Below are 16,033 nucleotides of genomic sequence, written 5' to 3' on the forward strand. Positions count from 1 at the left end.
CTAGCGGGCTAGGAGCGCCGTGCGGCGGCGCTGGTAGTAGGTGGCAATGTCGCGCTGGTTAAAGGTAACAAAGTCGCTGATGCTGTTGGCGGCGGGGGCCTCGTGGTGGCGGCTGTATTCCACCAGGTTGTTCAGGAAGCGTACCCAAAACACAATCTTGTCGGCGTTGGTGCTACCCGAGTGCTGGCGGAATTCGATGGTGCCGTGGCGGAAGAAGCTCTGCAGGTTGACCTTGTAGTAGCGGCTGTTGCCGTTGATGGCGCGGGCCAGTTCCTGGGCCGTGGTGGCGGCGTTGATGGCGGCCTCGGCGGCGGCGAGGGTGCGGCCCCGCTGGATGCTCATGCAGTAGGAGTTGGCGTTGGCGCGGCGCTCGGCGGGCATTACCTGGTCGATGGTGCGCTCGAGGCGCAGGTAGTTCAGGCATACGCGGCGCAGGTGCTCGATGCTCAGGTCGCGGGCGTCGATGTGTACGTGGAGGCCGCAGCTGTTATTGACCTGGGCGTTGGTGGTGTTCAGGGCGCGGCAGGCGTTGCGTACCTGCTCGAGGCCTTCGAGGCCGGCCAGTACCGGGCTTACCAGTTCGAAGGGGTTGGTGCCGCGTACGCTGCCGTCGCTTACGATTTTCCAGTGGGGGCGGGTGGTGTGGTTGTAGTCTTCGCCGCGGGCCTCCAGGCCCTGGGCCTCGAGTTCGGCCAGCAGGGTGGCGCGGGCCGGGCCGTAGGCCTCGATTTCTACGCCGAAGCGGCGGGTGGGCGTGGTGGGGGTGAAATCGGCCCAGGTGGTGATGTTGACCGTGCGGGCGTTGACCTGGGCGCAAATGGTCTCCACCGTGGCGCGGGTGGCGCGGCGCGGCCGGGCTACGGCCTCGGTGGCGGTGGTGTTTACCCAGGCAGCGTACACGTTCTGGGCGAAGCCGTAGCCTACGTTCATCATCGTCGCTACCTCGCGGCGGGTCAGGCCCAGGGCGAAGAGCTGCTGCATCTTCCAGGTTTTCGTCGTTCCGGTGGTGGCGAGGATTTGGGCGGCGGTCATGTTGGTAAGGCGTTGTTTTGCTGTCGTTTAGTATGACAAACAACGCATCGTTTTCCGGCACACTCAAGTTAAAAAGCTTGTTTTTGAGTGCGTAGACGCAGATTCCATGCACGGTGCCATGGTGCACGCGGACGGTGCAATGGTGCACCGATGGGGCACAAAAAAGCCCCGCCGGGTGGGGCGGGGCTGAGGGGTTTCGGTGGGCTACTCGTCGTCTGGGCGGTCGGGCTCAAGTTCTTTCACGCGCTGCTCGAGCGCCTGAATGACCTGGAGTAGCTGGTGCTCCAGGTGGCCGAGTGGCACCAGCGGAAAGATGTTGTAGGCGGCGCAAATTTCGGTGGCCTCCAAGTCGTCGACGAAGACCGGCTCCACCAGCGGCTGCCGCGTCGGGCGCTGCGGCGCTTCCTCCTGGGGGGCATTGGTACCATCGAACTGAAAACGCTGGCCGTCGCCGGTGCCGTTGGGGTCCGGGTCGGGCTTGCGGCCGAAGCCAATCGGGGGTTTTGGGGAGGTGCCCATGGTGCAGCAGTCGACGAAAGGCCGGGGAAATCGCTGCGAACACCTGAAACTTCACAGAAGCTTAAGTATACGGGTCATGCTCCCGCTCTACTCCCCGACCAGTGCGAAGGGCACGGTCGAAGCTTCTGTGGGTGATAGTTTCCAGGATGTTCGCACCACGAAGGTAGGAAAGCAAAACGCCCCGGCCTGAGCCGAGGCGTTATTTGTTACCACAGCCAACGGCCGCGCAACCACTTGTTCAGGCCCAGCAGGGCAGCTACCACGGCCGCGACGCCCAAAACCCACCAGGGAAACGCAGGCTTGGTCACGGCCGAAGCCTGCGCGCCGGCGCCGGCGGCTAGGGCGCCGCCGTCCTGAGCCGCTTTGCGGAAATCGGTGGCCACGGCCTGCGGGCCCACGGCCGTGGGAGCTTTGGGCTTCTCGACTTCGGTGGCCGTGTTGCCGGTACCGCTGGCCACCGGCGCCTCCGTCTTGGTGGCGGTGGTGGCCACGGCGCCGGCTTCGGTGGCCACCGCGCTGCCCTTGATTTTGGTATTGGTGACGTCAAGGGTGAAGCTGCAGCTGCTCAGCAGCAGGAGCAAGGCGTACTCGCACCAGGTGCGGGGCCTACGCATGGCGGTACTCGATGAACTGGCCGCCGGCGCGAATGGCGCCAATCACCAGCGGGTAGAGCTTCCGGTAGGTCAGGCGGGAGTCGAATACGGCCGCCTGGCCTTTGTACATGCCGTGGCGGGCGCCCACGATGTAGCAGGCCAGGGTATCGTCGTCGGTCGTGCCCCAGTGCAACAATACCAGGCGCTTCTCCAACTTGCCCTTTACCCAAATCACGTCGTGCGGCTTGTAGAGCAGCTTCTCGGCGGATTTAAGCTGCAACCACTCCTCGCGGCTGATCAGGTTCACGCCGTCCTTGGTGTAGAAGTACTTGCTGAAGGTGGGGCTCTGGCGCAGGCCCAGCGGGTACACGCCCAGGGGCACGCACGTTTCGCCGTACACTTCTTTGCCCACGGGGCGGGTTTCGTCTTCGATGCCGGCGCAGAAGTCTTTTCCGCGCACAAACAGGCGCGAGAGGGTCCAGTCGGCCGCCGAAGGCTGCCGGTTTACGGTAAGCAGGTGGTCCATAAAAATTAGGTTGATGGAGCGAGTTCAGGGGCCGGAGCGGCTTCCGTTGGGGCCAGCTCCTCGGCGGGCACGGCGGTTTCTTCCGGCGGCGTCTTGCTGCGGAACTGGCCGGTTTCTTCCCAATCGGTCATGCCCTGGCGCAGGAACTTGGGGAAGGGCAGGCCACGGCCGCCCATGCCGCGCAGGTTCTCGTCGATGGATTTGGACTCGATGAAGAGGATAGCCAGGTAAATGATGCCTTTCACGCCCTTGCCCAGGTAAGGCACGGCGTCGGTGAGCATCTCGCCGTCGATGGGGATGTTGCAGAACACGTGGGCCACGATGACGCCGATGGCGTACTCGCGCAGCTTGACGAACATCTGCCGCATGCCGCGGCTGTGAAAGCGGCCCTGCTTCCAGCTCCGGGTCATGCCCAGGGCGGTGTCGATCAGGAACAGGACCATCAGGAACACCAGCGCATTCCAGTCGCTGAAGACGTACTTCTCGAATAATTGCCCGCCGGAGTGCAGCAGGGGGAGCAAGGTGGCGGGCATTAGATAAAGCGGTAAATGCGGGATTCCGCGGTATTGAGGGGTACTTTCGGCGTCGACGGGGACACGTAGGCGGGGCCGGCGAAATAGGTGGGGTACCGCTCGGCTGAAGCCGCGGCGTTGAGGTGCTTGCGCATGCGCTCGAGCAGGATGTCGGCGGCGCGCTGGCACTCGTAGGCCCGGGCCTGCAGCAGCTGGTCGAGGCCGGCGTCGGCCTCCTTCGAGTTGCTGTCGTCGACGCGGGCAATGGCCAGCTCAATGCCGTTGCCGGTCAGGCGCAGGCCCAGCTCGGGCACGGCCCGGGCCAGTGCCAGGCTGGCCAGCGCCGGCCGGATGAACTGCTCGAGCAGCTGCTCGTTCTCGGGCGTCAGCGCCCGGGTGCGCACCTGGGTGCGCAACTCCTGCAGAAAGGCGTAGCCCAGCTGGGGCTCCAGCACAAACAGCTCCTGGCGGCCGATGAGCGGGCGCAGGGCCTGGAACACCGGCCACGAGTCCTGGATGTTCTCGAAGCGGCTGAACTCCTCGGCCGAGGTGAGCAGCTGCCGGCGCTGCAGCTGGCCCGGGCCGGCGGCCCACGCCACCAGCTCGGCCGAGTCGGCCCGGTGCTCCTCCAGCCAGCCCAGCAGCGCGTTCATGTCGAGCCAGCCCTTGCGCTCCAGCGTGTCGCGCAGGGCGACCACCTGGTGCTGAAAGGCCGTCTTGTGGGTTTCGGTCGAGACGATCTGCAGGCCGGTGTTGCTCACGCTCACCTGCAGCTCGTGCAGGGAGCCGGCCAGCCCCAGGCGGGCCAGCACGGCCTGCACCCGGGCCAGCAGCTGGCCGGCCAGCGAGTCGGCGGCCGGTCCGGCCTGGTACTCGCCCTCCAGCCAGAAGATCAGGCCCTCGCCCAGCAGCGGGCGCAGCAGCTGCTCCTGCAGGCGGCTCACCTCCAGCTCCACCACTTCGGGCAGCTCTACGTCAGAGGTGTTGAGGCGCACGTAGCGCTTCAGTTCGGCGGATTTGGTCAGCAGCATAGCTTAAGCAGCTTTGTTTTGGGTCTCGGATTTCTCGTCGAGCGTGTTGATTTCCGGGTTGAGGAAGCGGAACTCGATGTCCGGATCCCAGCCGTTGTAGTCGCGCACCAGGTTGAGCGGCTCCAGGATCAGCTGCTGGAGGTAGTAGTGGGTGGCGATGAAGGCGTTGAAGGCGACGCGCTTGTCGGAGCCCGAGCCGGCGCCCATGCCCTTGCCCGGGCTGATGCCCGAGAGCGTCGGATCCACCTGCAGGGCGGTGTAGATGTGGCTGGCCGCCTCCTGCGAGTCCTCGATGTAAATGCCCGACTTGATCTTGTCGTCGATGGCCGTCACCTTCAGCGCCTGGATCTTCTCGCCGGTTTGGGGGTGGATGAACGTGGTGGCCAGGACCGACTTGCCGGCCCCGTCGACGCCGGCCATGGTTTTCTCAAACGCGGCCAGTTCTTCGCTGATGATGCCGCGGCGCTCGTCCGTCGTTTTAGTATCCCAGTCCGGGTACTTCCAGTACCACCACCGCTCGTCGGCTTCGATGAGGTACTTCAGGCTGAGCTGGTTTTTGAACAACGCCTTCTTGAACTCCGGGATGGCCAGGGCCACGTCGAGCCAGCCCGACTTGCGGATGCTGTTCCAGGGAATGAGCTGGTAGAGGGCCTGGCCCGGGCTGGGCAAGCTTAGCGGGTACACGTACTTGAAGCCGCGCTTGTCGGCGCGCAGCGACTCCACCACGTCGAAGTAGGGGTCGAGCACCGGCACGGAGGTGGTGTAGCCGTCGCCGGGCTTGGCGTCGGGCCAGTTGGCCGAGATGTGCAGCAGGTCGGGCACGGCCTGGCCGGGCTTCTGCACCGAGTAGCGGCAGAAGGCGGTATCGGCCGTGCTCAGGCTGGTGATGATGCTCCGGTCGCGGCTCAGGATCAGCTCGGGCCAGCCGTTGGCGAAGTTCACCAGGTTCTGCAGGCCCTCGAAGGCGTAGCGGGCAATGTTGCTGCGGCGGAAAAACGCCTGGATTTCGGGGTCTTTTACCCGCTCGAATATCTCGTTGCCGCCTTTGTCGTAGCCGGTGACCTTGCCGTACACCACGCCCTTGCCGTAAATGGCGCGCACTTTCCAGTCGAGCACGGCCGGGATGATGCTCGACTTGGAAATTTCACCCAGCACCTGCTGGGGGAAGTCGTTGCCGTCGCCCCAGGGCGCCACGTCGCCGGTCTGGTTTTTAACCAGGGGCGAGGTGGGGCGGCTGCCGTCCACTTTGCCGGCGCCGCCGGCCGGCGCCGAGGCCGCGCCCAGGGCACCGCCGAGGCGGTACACCGAGCCGTTCACGTAGGCGACGTTGCCGCCGCTGTTGAATAGAACCTGCATTTAGATGATGACTTTGCGGCCCTGCACGGCCACGATGAGGTAGATGTGCACCTTCACCAGCTCGCCGGTGCGGGTGTCGACCAGGTTGCGGGTGGCGTTGGCGTAGTGGTTGGGGTTTTTGGGCACCGGCACGGGGCGCACGTCGGCGCCGGCGGCGGTGTTTTCGGCCGGCGTGGCGGCGCGCAGCGTGCGGGATTCGGTGCGCTGGCCGCGGCCGAGGCGGGCGGCCTTCAGTTCGCGGAACTCGCCGCCGGTTTTGCGGCGCCGGTCGCACGTCACGTAGCGCACGGACACCGGCGCCGGGCCTTCCAGCAGGGCCAGCGCGTCAGCTAATCGGAGGGGGGCGGGGGTGTTCATTGGGCAGCGAAGTTGCCGCCGCCGCCGTGGCACAAAAAGGACACAAAACCGCCTCCAATGCCCCGAAATGAACAAAAAACCCAATCTCACAGCTACCCGCGTTTGCGCGCTGGGAAGGCCGATTTTAGGCGTCCGGGGTGCGTTCCAGTCTCACTGGTCGAACGCGGTGCCCCGGCTTGCACTGTCGGCCGCCGGCAATTGCCGGGGGCTGCCTCGGGGATATCTGCCAGGTGGGGGCGGTGGCCAGCTTGTGGCCAGGTGGTGGCCAGCATCAACAAAGAAGCCCAGCCGGGTGGGGCTGGGCTTCGATACTCGGTCGGTACTCGGTACCTACTCGGTCATCACACCACGATCAGGTTACTGAAGTCAGGCGTGGCATTGATCACGTCGGTGCCGCAGCTGAGCATGTGCAGGTCGACGTTGTCGGTGAAGTGGGTGGCGTGCTCAGCCGGGAAGGAGTCCTTCCGTTCGCTGCTCTTGACCTTCGTGATGCGGCCCTTCGCGTCTTGGCTCACCGGGGCCAGCAGCATGGCCTGCACCACATCCTTGCAATTGACCTTGTTGAAGCGCAAGCGCAGCAGCCGGTCATCACGCTCAGCGAGCAGCGCCTGGGCCAGCTGGTAGCGGGTGGGGTGGCCCGGGATACGGCCCAGCCCCATGGGCCGCACGCGCCACTTACGGGCCCGCAGGCCCCGCATGAACTGCTCGTTGAGGGTGTACTGGCTATCGGGGCGCCGGGCGTTGCCGTACTCCTCGTCGCTTAGGAACTCCACCTCCTTCTTCAGGTGGGGCTGGTAGTAGCGGCAGAACTCATCCAGCAGGTCGTCGATGAAGGCCGGGTGCTTGACGTACATGCCCTTCAGGAAGCGGTACTCGCGCTTGTCGACGTGGGGCTGGCCCACCACCAGGGTGGTGATGCGGGCGCCCCAGTCGACCGATACGCGCAGGGCCTGGTTGCTGCGGCAATCACTGTCCCCCAACGATGTGGAGAGGTCTTTTTCCCCGAACTGCGGCCCGCCAGCTGCTGCCAGCCGGGGCAGGTTCATCTCCAGCCCGAGGATGTAGCTGTCGTCGGCGCACTCCTGGACGTGGATGGATTGATCCAGCTGGGGGTAAAAGCCGCCCTCTACCGTGGTGGGGCGCCGGTTCATCATTTCCACCATGAACGTGAAATCGGTCATGAACTTGCGCTGATCCAGCAGGTACTGCAGGCCCAGGTTCTGGATGTTGTCGAACGCATTCGCCTCCGAGAAAAAAGTGCCCTTATGGGGCGCGGAGGGGAAATACCGCACCTGCTGCATCCGGGGCATGACCTCGTCGCGCCAGATCTGCAGCCGCTCCTCGTTGCTGGAGGCGTCCAGGAAGCGCACCTGGGCGTCGATGAGCGCGTTCTGGCGTTCGACCAGATCCACGCCTTCCTGCTCGTAATACTTCGATTTGTCGAGCAGCCAGCGGCCCTGGTCGCCCCAGGGCATCGACGAAAACAGGAAAACGCCGTGGTGCTTCGGGTTTTTGCCGAAGTACTGGCCGTTGCCGCGGTTGGTGGCCGACAAGTCGGCATCGAGCTTCTGTTTGTCGAACAGCAGGGCCTCGTCGCCGATAAAGCCGTCCACGTTCAGGCCGCGGCTGCTGGATCCACCGGCGTCGAGCGACACCAGGTGGAAACCGGTCCCGTTGCGGAAAATGATGAAGTGGTCGTAGCTCAGCGGGCCTTCGTAGGGCCGGTCCCAGTTCAAGGTGGGTGGCGGCTTGCGGCCGATGTAAAAGTCCCGGTTCAGCTTGTAACCGAGGCGCTCCAGCGACGAAATGGTCGACGGCAGGGTGCGGCTGAGCACCTGCTTGTAGGTCGAGCCCACGATGACCCAGCAGCTGCGGGGCATCGTCTGCACGATTTCGTGGATGTCCCACGCGATGATCGACGACTTGCCGGTACCGCGGCCCCAGATGCTGACGCCCTCCTTCTTGCCTCGGGCCGTGACGTAGCGCAGCTGGGGCTGGTTGAACTTGAGCCTTACCTGATCAACGGTCGTCATCGGGAACGGCCTCCTCACCGCGCATCAGGTTTTCCATCTGCTCCACGCCGAGCACGTTGTTGTTCACCGCCGCCTGCAGCAGCTCGTAGTCGGCATCGTCGACGTCGTCGAGCTTGCTGAAGTCGATGTTGCGCGTTTTCGGGCCGCGTGGGCCCTCCACGGTCAAACTGATGAAGTACGACGTGTTGCCGCCGTTGCCGGCGTCCTCGGAGCCCGTATCGGCCCGGTGCAGGCCCTGCAGGTTGGCCAGGAACTTGCCGGCCGCCAAGGCGCCGCGCACGTCGGGCGGGCGCATGGTCAGGCACAGCTGCAGCATCATTTGGGCGTGGGTGATCAGCATGGCCCGGGCGCCCTGCTTTTTCACCTTTTTCAAGTCGCCCATCAGGTTTTGGGCATCGGCCAGGCGCCGGTAGCACGTGGCCCGGCTGATGCCGAACTGCTTGGCCAGGAGCGGCCAGGCCTGGTCGAACGTGTGGTAGTTGAGCAGCAGGGCGTAGGCCGCCTCCATCTGCTGGTTCATCAGCTTGTCCGCCGGCGACAACGCCGCCAGCCCGGGCCCGCTTCCGTCCGCCTCCTCGATGGAAGCCGCGTAGATGCGCTCCACGGCCGTGGAGCCCGGCCCCTTCAGGTTCGGTACGCTAGGCAGCTGCGAGGTAGGCGTCGAGTTGCTCATGGGTCAGTTCCTCTCCGTTGCGGGAAATGGTGAAGCGGCGCTGGTTGTCGCGCATGAACTTGATGTAGCGGCGCACGTGCACGTCGACGTAGGCCGGGTCCAGCTCCACCGAGCGGCAGCTGCGCTGCACCTGCTCACAGGCGATGAGCGTGGATCCGGAGCCGCCGAAGAAGTCGGCCACCACGTCGTCTTCCAGGCTCGAGCACTCCAGCAGGTACACCAGGATGTCGATGGGCTTCATCGTGGGGTGGTCGGCGTTGCGCGAGGGCCGGTCGAACTGGAGCACGGTGGTCTGCTTCCGGTCCGAGTACCAGGGGTGCGCGGCGCCTTCCTTCCAGCCGTACAGAATCGGCTCGTGCTGCCAGTGGAAGTCCTGACGGCCCATCACGAACTGCTGCTTCACCCACACCAGGCACTGGCTAAGCTTCAGCCCGGCGTCCTTCAGGGCCAGGCGGAAGTTGGCGCCCTCGCTGTCGGCGTGGAACACGTAGATGGGCGCGCCCGGGGCCATGTAGGCGTAGGCGTTGGTGTAGAAGTCGTAGAGGAAGGCCCGGAACGAGGCATCGTCCATGTCGTCGTTCTCGATGCGCAGGGCGTCCTTCGTCTTGCCCTCGTACTTCACGTTGTAGGGCGGGTCGGTCACCACCAGCTTCACCAGCTGGCCTTCCAGCAGCTTCTCCACCACGTCGGCTTCGGTGCTCGAGCCGCAGATCAGGCGGTGCACCAGGCCGCGGCCGTCCGAGCTGAACTCGTACACGTCGCCGAGCACCGATAGCGGGTTGGCCGGCGGCGTGGGGTCGAACTCCTGCTCCTCGGCCGGCGGCAACGTGATGGCCGAGAGGGCGGCCAGCTGCTCCAGGGCCGGCGCGTCCATGATGTTGGCCAGGTCCAGGTGGCTGAAGTTGTCGAGCAGGGCCTGGTAATCGAACACGCCGGCCCCGACGTTCGAGGTGATGTTGTACTCGTCGAGTTCGTCCTTGGTGAGCTGCCGGTTGGGCACGCGCACGTCGATGAGCTCGTCGCCGCGGCCCAGGTCCAGCAGCACAGCCAGGCGCTGGTGGCCGGCCAGCACCACGTTGTCGAGGTTGATGGCCGGGATTTCGGCCAGGTTGAACTTCAGGATGCTGCGCGTGAGCCGCTCCCGGCCTTCGTCGGTGAGCGTGCGCGGGTTGTAGCTCAGCGGCACCAGGTCGCGCACGCGGCGCTGTTGGGTGCTCCACTTCAGGGGAATCAGTTCTTCAGTCACGATTGGGAAGGGTTGAGTTTTGTCTCGATGAGGGCCAATTCGGCCTCGACCACCTGCAGATCAGCCGCGCGGTCGGGCTTCTTTCGCAGGCGGCTGCGCTGGCTGCGCAGGTTGTTGCGGCGGTGCACCAGCTGCTCGCGGTCGACCAGGTCAGCCGTGGACACGGGCCCGGGCAGTCGGCCGTGCTCGAGCACGTGGGCCTCCTGGTGCTGCAGCTCCTGCACCAAGTCGGTGAGGTCGGCAATGCGGTGCACCATGGTGCAGCGGTCGGCTTTGCGCAGGCGCGGCGCCGTCAGCTGGGCATGCAGCTGGCTGCGCTCGTCGCGGGCTGCCTTGAGCTGCTGGCGCACCTGCAGCAGCGCCGGCGCGTCGGTGGGGGGTGGTGTGGGCGCGGTGGCCACTGGCGGCGCTGCAGGGGCCGGCACCGGGTTGGCAGCTGCGGCGGGTGTGGGCTCGAGGGCCACGTCGGCCAGCGCCTGCAGCTCGCGGCGCAGCACGCCGCGGCTGTACCCGGTCTCGCCCAGGGCGAACAGCTGCTTGTAGGTGCTGCTGGTGCCCAGCTGGGCGTAGAGGGCCACGCCGGCGGCGAAATCGTCGGGTGCACCGAGCCAGGTGGTTAGGTCAGCGCTCATTGCGGCGAGTAGGTATCGCACCAGGTGTAGTTGGTCCACTTGGTGCGCCGGCGCGAGTAGGTAATCACGTCGGTGTCGTGCACCAGGCTATACCCCGCCCGGCTCGTGCTCACCCAGGCCAGGCCCTGGGCGCTGCGCACCAGCAGGGAGTAGGTGGCCTCGTGGTAGGTCGTGTGGCACGAGACATACCCCTTGTTGTCGGTGCTGCAGTCCTGGGTGGTGTAGGCCGGGGTGTAGTCGCGGCCTTCCACCAGGCCCGTCACGTACTCCTTGCGGCCCCCGAAGCAGTCGGTGAGCAGCAGGCTGACCGCCAATGCGCCGGCCAGGGCGGGGCTCATGCCCCAGGCGTCTTTCCATTTCATGCACCGAAATTGCCGACCGCTGCCTCGGGCAAAAAGGACGCAAAAACGCCCGGGCCAATGACCCGGGCGTTTCCCCACGTTACCGCTTTTTCCCTTAGACGGTCTCTTTTGCCTGGCCCGGGGCGCGCCGTGGGCGCCTGGCCACCAGGTAGGTGAATCGGGGGTCGCGGGCCAGCTCGTCGGCTTCCTTCAGCGTGAGCGTGCGCAGGTCGATGGTGCGACCCAAGCGCTGGCTGACGACGACCGTAGGCACGATGGTGCAGCGGTACTTCGCGGCTACCTCGGGCTGGAGCTGGGGCCCGGATTGCTTGGTTGCCATTTAGACTACCGGGGCCGGCTTCATGGTGATGTCGCCCTGGTAGAGCTTCAGGCCGGTGGCGTAGCACTCGCCCTTGACCGTGGTGCCGCGGCGGCCCGAGGAGAGGCGGCCGGAGCCGAAGCTCGGCGTCAGCTCTACGGGCAGGCCTTCGGCGCCTACTTGGAAGAAGCCGCCGTCCGGATCCGGCACGAGCATGATGCCGCCGATGTTCTTCACCAGGTTGAGCATCTCCAGCGACTCGGGCTTGTTGCCCGGGTGGAAGCCTTCAAAGCTCACCTTCAGGCCGCGGCCGTCACGTTCGCCCACGATTTCCGCCTTCAGCTCGTTCGAGTCGAGGGTGATGTAGATTTTCAGGAAGCCCTTCCCGACTTTGAAGGTGTGGTCGGTGGCAATAACTGCCGACAGGCCGGCGGAGGCCTGCGCATCCGAGTACTTCGGCGCTTTGGCAATGGTGGCAAACCAGGACTCAGGCGCGAACAGCACGTAGCCCAACAGGCCCGGCGTGTTGTCCTCGCCTTCGAGGCCCAGCAGGTCTTGGAGTTTCGACAGATCCATGGGGATGTCTTAAAACTGTGATTGGATCGATTGAATGACGTGGGCGCGGGCCTACTTGGCCTTGGCCACGGGCTGCAGCAGGCCGCTCTTGGTGTCGACCAGGTGCTGGAGGGCCTCTTTGTTTTTGCCCAGCTCCTCGGCTTTCACCAGCTCGCCTTTGATGTTGAATTGCTTGCCCAGCACGCGGTACTGCTTGCCGTCGTAGGTCACGATGATGACCTTGTCCACGGCTTGCGCGGCCTCGGCGTTGGCCAGGGCTTCGCCTTGCTCGGCAATGACTACTTGGGCCGCGGCGAGTTCCTCGCGCAGCTGGGTGTTTTCTTGGGTGAGTCGGGCGTTGTCAGCCGTCAGCGACTCGATGGTAGGCTCAGGGGCCGGTTTGTTGGCAGCTGCCATGGTATGCGGGTGTTACTCTGATGGGAGAAAAGACTACTGGGGTGCGACGAAGGCCGGCACCCTACGCGGGTGCCGGCACGTCGCGGGTCGCTAGACCAGGTCGCGGTCGTTGGTGAAGACGATTTCCGGGATGATGAAGCCGATGCCCATGCTGAAGTCGGTGAAGAACTTGAGCAGGCGGTCGACGCTCTCGACCTGGATGCGCGTCTGGTTCTGGATGCGCTTGCGCAGCATGATGGCGTTGCCCTTGGGCGTGCACCAGATCTTCTCCGTGTTGCGGTGCGAGGGCAGGCCCACCACGGTGATGTTGGTGTTGTTGATGCGCAGGCCCAGCTCACCGCCACCGGTGTTCTTGCCATACTTGCGCTCCTGGCCCCGCAGGAAGGCGCGGGCAGCGCTTTCCGAGCAGCCCAGCATCATCGGGATGCTCCAGTAGTCCTTGTGGATGCCGTCGGCGAAGGCCTCGAACTGGTCGACCATCCCCTCGGGGTCGGTCAGCTGCAGCGCGCCGGTGGTAATGGGCGTAATGCGACCAGCCGTTACGTGGGCGTTGATGGTCTTTTTCAGGCCGTCCATCGACGTGCCGGCAGCGCCGGGGGTGTTGGCGGTCGGGGCCACGAAGGAGCCCTGGTAGATTTCGTTGTGCTCGATGTCCTGCTTGATCTGCGGGATCAGGTACACCTCGCAGTACCAGCGCACGAAGGGCCAGGCTTTGCGGTCGATGTCCTCGCCGTCGAGGAAACCCAGCCACGAGGCCTCCAACTCGTCAGGATACTCCTGCGCGTCGACCTTCATTTTGAACTGCTTGATTTCGACGGGCGAGAACGTCACGCCGGCCAGCGGGGTGAAAGCCTTCTGGAAAGGCTGCACCACGCGGCTGAACAGCGTCTTGGCGGCGCGCCAGATCGTGTCGTCGGTGTTCACCGGGGTGAACATGCTCTCGGTGCTGGTCGCCGAGCGCAGCAGGGCGTAGAGGCGGGTCAGGTTCTGACCCTGGTTGAGGTAGTAGGCCCCGAACTGAGCAACTACGTCGGTAATAACTAAAGCCATCGTTTGGGGCTGTTAGGAAGGTTGGTGGAACAATTGAGGGGTGAGGCGGCCTAGATTTCGCCGAGCATCTTGGCGTGCAGATCCTCGACGAGCTTCTGGTTGGCGTCGGGCTCCTGCACGTCGCTTTCGCCGGGCGTGCGCACGGGCGAGGTCTGATTCGCGCCCGGTGCTTTGGCCAGTTTGTTGGCGCGCTCGGTCTCGGCGGCCAGGTCGTTGGTGAGCTGTTGGTTCTGGGCCTCCAGGTCTTTGACCTTCTGGTCGGCCTCGGTGGCGCGCTGCTCAGCGGCATCCGTGCGGCCGGCTTTCTCCTCCAGCTCGTCGTAGGCGGCCGGGGTAATCAGGGCGGCGCCGGTGATGCCGGCTTCCACCAGCTCATTGTTGGCGGCCGTGGCCTCCTCGGCCGTGACGGTTTCTTTGCCCACCAGCGCCGACATGGCGGCGCCCAGGGTCAGGGTTGCAGCAGTAATGCCGCTTTTTTTGAAAGGATTAAGTCCCATGGGTTTGGAGAAAAAATGAGTCGGGGTTACTTGCTGGCGCGGTTCTGCTGCACCAGGCGCACGCACTCGCCCAGGGCGTCCTGGAAGGAGCCCATGGCGTCGATCAGGCCGATTTCACCGGCCTGGCTGGCGAAGAAGGTTTTGCCGGCCGCGGCGCCGGACTTGACGAAAAGCTTCTCGTCGAGCGAGCCGGCACGGCTGGTGCGCACGTGGCTCAGGAAGCCGTCAGCCATGGCTGTCAGGTTGGCCTGAATGGCGCTGTAGTCGCCCTTGGTGGCCGCGGCGAAGTCGGCGTTTTTCTGGCTGGATTGCTTGGCGTAGACTTCGTGGAACACCACGCCCATAGCTTCGAGGGCCGGCTGCACGTCCATCCAGGTCGCCATGATGCCGATGCTGCCGATGGTGCAGGTCTCGTGGGTAGCGATGATCGAGTCGGCCGTCGAGCCAATCCAGTAGGCCGCCGAGCACATGAGCCCGTCCTCGCACAGGGCGACGACGGGTTTGCCGGCGGCTTGGCAGGCTTTCACGCCGTCGACGACGCTCTGGGTGCCGAACACCTGGCCGCCGGGCGAGTCGATGCGCAGCAGCACGGCGTGGATATCGGCATCCTTGGCGGAGCGCTGCAGGTCACTGGCCAGCGACATGAGGCCACGGGGGCCGCACTCCTGATCTGCCTTCATCAGTGGGCCGCTCAGGCCCATCACGCGCACCAGGATGGCGTCGTCGTTGCTGGCGCCGGTGGCGCCTGCAGCTGCCTGCACCCGGGCACCGTAGGTCACGAGCCCGCTGCCGCGCACCTCTACCTGGTAATCCTTCGGCGCAGCTGCTGCCCGCAATTCGGCCAGGTCGGTGGCCGGCGCATGCAGGGCATTGCCCATGAACAGGGCTGCCAGCATGGGCAAGTAGCTCTGCACGTGCTCACGTGACATGAGCCAGGGCGAGGCCGAGAGGCGGGAAACAAGTGCAAGCATCGATTTCAGGGTGAAGACGATGCAAAACTCCCCGGCCCGGAGACGGCTAAAAAGGACACGAAAAAGCCCGGCCCTGCGGGTTGTGCAGAGCCGGGCTTACCCGGGTAGAGCCACGGTTATATCTTATCGAACACTCCCGTAGCTGCCGATTCCGTCATGTTGGCCGCAATGTCCCACACCTTGCCGCTACCGGCCGTTATCTGGTAGTCACCCAGCGCCAGGGTGGTGCCGTTTCGCCCGCTCAGCCGAATGGTGTCGCCCACGGCCCAGATGGTAATGTCCTTAGTGCCGGTGTAGGTCAGGCGTACCGTGGTCCCGCTGATGCGCTGCATGTTCATGGTGGGCCGGTTGAACGACACCACCCAGCTGTTGCTCGCGCTCAGCGTGTTGATTTTGTCGCGCTCCAGCTGGCGCACCGAGGCCTCGTTGGCCTGGCCCACGGTCACGCCTTCGAAGCGCAGCATCTTGCCTGTCGCAGCCGGGCGGCCGGTGGGCGTGGTGAGCAGCAGGTCGAGCACCGCGGTAAACTCGTCGGCCGTCAGGCTGCACTCGCGCAGGTCGTACTCGGTGGCGGCCCGCGAGGCGTCGATCAGGGTGGTCAGGTTGGCGAAGGCCGAGCCGGTGAAGGGCGCGAAGCGGGCCTTGAAAATCCGCAGCTTGTTGAGGTAGGCCGTGGTGTAGAGGAAGCTGGTGGTGCGGTTGGAGCCGAAGTCAATCACTTCCAGGACCGGGCAATCGACGACGCTGATGGTCGTGAGGCGGCTTAGGTTCTGGTCGGAACTGAGGTACAACTCACGGAGTACTGGCATCGAGCCGGCCGTGAAGGTGCCGCTCATCCGGTTGCCGCCCAGGTTCAGGTAGGTCAGGCGGCTGCGGTCAGTGGGCAGCACAATGCTGCTCCAGCGGCCGGCATCCCCGAAGATGCGCACGGCCGACACCTGGCTCAGGTCCAGGGGCTGGTTGGTGAGCAGGCCCGAGCGCACGTAAAACGCATCCCCAAACGTGCCGATGCCCTTCTTTACGTAGCCGCCCGACACGTTCACGTAGTTCAGGTTCACAAATCGACTGGCGTCGAACGTGCCGTCTGGGTCGCCCTCGGTGCCGCGCACGCCCACGTCCATGAGGTTGATGTAGGTGATGCTGTCCGAGTTGGAGGAGTAAGCCCGCATCGTGTGCGTGCCGGCGGCCAGGTTCACCGCGAAGGCCATTGCCGTCGTGGTGACCTGCTGGCCCGAGGGCGAGAAGGCCAGCACGACGGGGTTCACGCTCTGGAGCTGCCCGCTTACGGTTCCGGCTGCCAGGCGCGTAAGAACGATGCTGATATTGGGGGCCAGCTGCGAGATGAACGGCAGCCAAAAACGCTTCAGGCTCAT

20 protein-coding genes are annotated in these 16,033 nt (G+C 65.0%); all 20 read right to left on the minus strand.

Annotation, left to right across the window (positions count from 1 at the left end; translation table 11 throughout):
• Positions 1 to 1,032 carry an amidoligase family protein gene (locus ACE191_RS20150; RefSeq protein ID WP_400194047.1) on the minus strand — a complete coding sequence of 344 codons (1,032 nt, stop codon included), beginning with the start codon at positions 1,030 to 1,032 and terminating at the stop codon, positions 1 to 3.
• A 204-nt stretch (positions 1,033 to 1,236) separates the two neighbouring features.
• Positions 1,237 to 1,551 carry a hypothetical protein gene (locus ACE191_RS20155; RefSeq protein ID WP_400194048.1) on the minus strand — a complete coding sequence of 105 codons (315 nt, stop codon included), beginning with the start codon at positions 1,549 to 1,551 and terminating at the stop codon, positions 1,237 to 1,239.
• A 206-nt stretch (positions 1,552 to 1,757) separates the two neighbouring features.
• Positions 1,758 to 2,165 carry a hypothetical protein gene (locus tag ACE191_RS20160; RefSeq protein WP_400194049.1) on the minus strand — a complete coding sequence of 136 codons (408 nt, stop codon included), beginning with the start codon at positions 2,163 to 2,165 and terminating at the stop codon, positions 1,758 to 1,760.
• Entirely contained in the window at positions 2,158 to 2,670 is a 513-nt protein-coding gene (locus tag ACE191_RS20165; RefSeq protein ID WP_400194050.1) for a DUF5675 family protein, read from the minus strand. The genes ACE191_RS20160 and ACE191_RS20165 overlap by 8 nt, the downstream gene beginning before the upstream one ends.
• Before the next feature lie 5 nt (positions 2,671 to 2,675).
• The gene (locus ACE191_RS20170) at positions 2,676 to 3,203 is read right to left on the minus strand and encodes a phage holin family protein (protein WP_400194051.1); all 528 of its coding nucleotides are present in this window, start codon (positions 3,201 to 3,203) and stop codon (positions 2,676 to 2,678) included.
• Complete coding sequence (locus ACE191_RS20175; protein ID WP_400194052.1) at positions 3,203 to 4,213, minus strand: DUF6712 family protein; 1,011 nt, start codon at positions 4,211 to 4,213, stop codon at positions 3,203 to 3,205. Before ACE191_RS20175 ends, ACE191_RS20170 begins: the two co-directional genes overlap by 1 nt.
• A 3-nt stretch (positions 4,214 to 4,216) precedes the next feature.
• Positions 4,217 to 5,569: a hypothetical protein gene (locus ACE191_RS20180; protein ID WP_400194053.1), complete on the minus strand. Its 1,353-nt coding sequence runs from the start codon at positions 5,567 to 5,569 to the stop codon at positions 4,217 to 4,219.
• Entirely contained in the window at positions 5,570 to 5,926 is a 357-nt protein-coding gene (locus tag ACE191_RS20185) for a hypothetical protein (protein WP_400194054.1), read from the minus strand.
• Between the two features lie 341 nt (positions 5,927 to 6,267).
• Entirely contained in the window at positions 6,268 to 7,959 is a 1,692-nt protein-coding gene (locus tag ACE191_RS20190) for a hypothetical protein (protein WP_400194055.1), read from the minus strand.
• Positions 7,946 to 8,632 carry a hypothetical protein gene (locus ACE191_RS20195; RefSeq protein ID WP_400194056.1) on the minus strand — a complete coding sequence of 229 codons (687 nt, stop codon included), beginning with the start codon at positions 8,630 to 8,632 and terminating at the stop codon, positions 7,946 to 7,948. Before ACE191_RS20195 ends, ACE191_RS20190 begins: the two co-directional genes overlap by 14 nt.
• A complete protein-coding gene (locus ACE191_RS20200; protein WP_400194057.1) occupies positions 8,598 to 9,878 on the minus strand; it encodes a DNA modification methylase in 1,281 nt (426 codons plus the stop codon). The genes ACE191_RS20195 and ACE191_RS20200 overlap by 35 nt, the downstream gene beginning before the upstream one ends.
• A complete protein-coding gene (locus ACE191_RS20205; RefSeq protein ID WP_400194058.1) occupies positions 9,875 to 10,510 on the minus strand; it encodes a hypothetical protein in 636 nt (211 codons plus the stop codon). The genes ACE191_RS20200 and ACE191_RS20205 overlap by 4 nt, the downstream gene beginning before the upstream one ends.
• Complete coding sequence (locus tag ACE191_RS20210) at positions 10,507 to 10,872, minus strand: hypothetical protein (RefSeq protein ID WP_400194059.1); 366 nt, start codon at positions 10,870 to 10,872, stop codon at positions 10,507 to 10,509. The genes ACE191_RS20205 and ACE191_RS20210 overlap by 4 nt, the downstream gene beginning before the upstream one ends.
• A gap of 94 nt (positions 10,873 to 10,966) precedes the next feature.
• Positions 10,967 to 11,191: a hypothetical protein gene (locus tag ACE191_RS20215; protein WP_400194060.1), complete on the minus strand. Its 225-nt coding sequence runs from the start codon at positions 11,189 to 11,191 to the stop codon at positions 10,967 to 10,969.
• On the minus strand, positions 11,192 to 11,746 hold the full coding sequence (locus tag ACE191_RS20220) for a hypothetical protein (RefSeq protein ID WP_400194061.1): 555 nt from the start codon (positions 11,744 to 11,746) through the stop codon (positions 11,192 to 11,194). It lies immediately after the preceding gene.
• A 51-nt stretch (positions 11,747 to 11,797) separates the two neighbouring features.
• Positions 11,798 to 12,142: a hypothetical protein gene (locus tag ACE191_RS20225; protein ID WP_400194062.1), complete on the minus strand. Its 345-nt coding sequence runs from the start codon at positions 12,140 to 12,142 to the stop codon at positions 11,798 to 11,800.
• Between the two features lie 90 nt (positions 12,143 to 12,232).
• Complete coding sequence (locus ACE191_RS20230) at positions 12,233 to 13,192, minus strand: hypothetical protein (protein WP_400194063.1); 960 nt, start codon at positions 13,190 to 13,192, stop codon at positions 12,233 to 12,235.
• A gap of 50 nt (positions 13,193 to 13,242) precedes the next feature.
• Positions 13,243 to 13,689 carry a hypothetical protein gene (locus tag ACE191_RS20235; RefSeq protein ID WP_400194064.1) on the minus strand — a complete coding sequence of 149 codons (447 nt, stop codon included), beginning with the start codon at positions 13,687 to 13,689 and terminating at the stop codon, positions 13,243 to 13,245.
• A gap of 26 nt (positions 13,690 to 13,715) precedes the next feature.
• Positions 13,716 to 14,660 carry a S49 family peptidase gene (locus tag ACE191_RS20240; protein ID WP_400194065.1) on the minus strand — a complete coding sequence of 315 codons (945 nt, stop codon included), beginning with the start codon at positions 14,658 to 14,660 and terminating at the stop codon, positions 13,716 to 13,718.
• A gap of 116 nt (positions 14,661 to 14,776) precedes the next feature.
• Positions 14,777 to 16,033 (minus strand): hypothetical protein, encoded by a 1,257-nt coding sequence (locus ACE191_RS20245; RefSeq protein ID WP_400194066.1) that lies wholly within the window; start codon positions 16,031 to 16,033, stop codon positions 14,777 to 14,779.

The sequence above is a fragment of the Hymenobacter sp. B81 genome (genome assembly GCF_044628455.1).
Classification (GTDB): Bacteria; Bacteroidota; Bacteroidia; order Cytophagales; family Hymenobacteraceae; genus Solirubrum.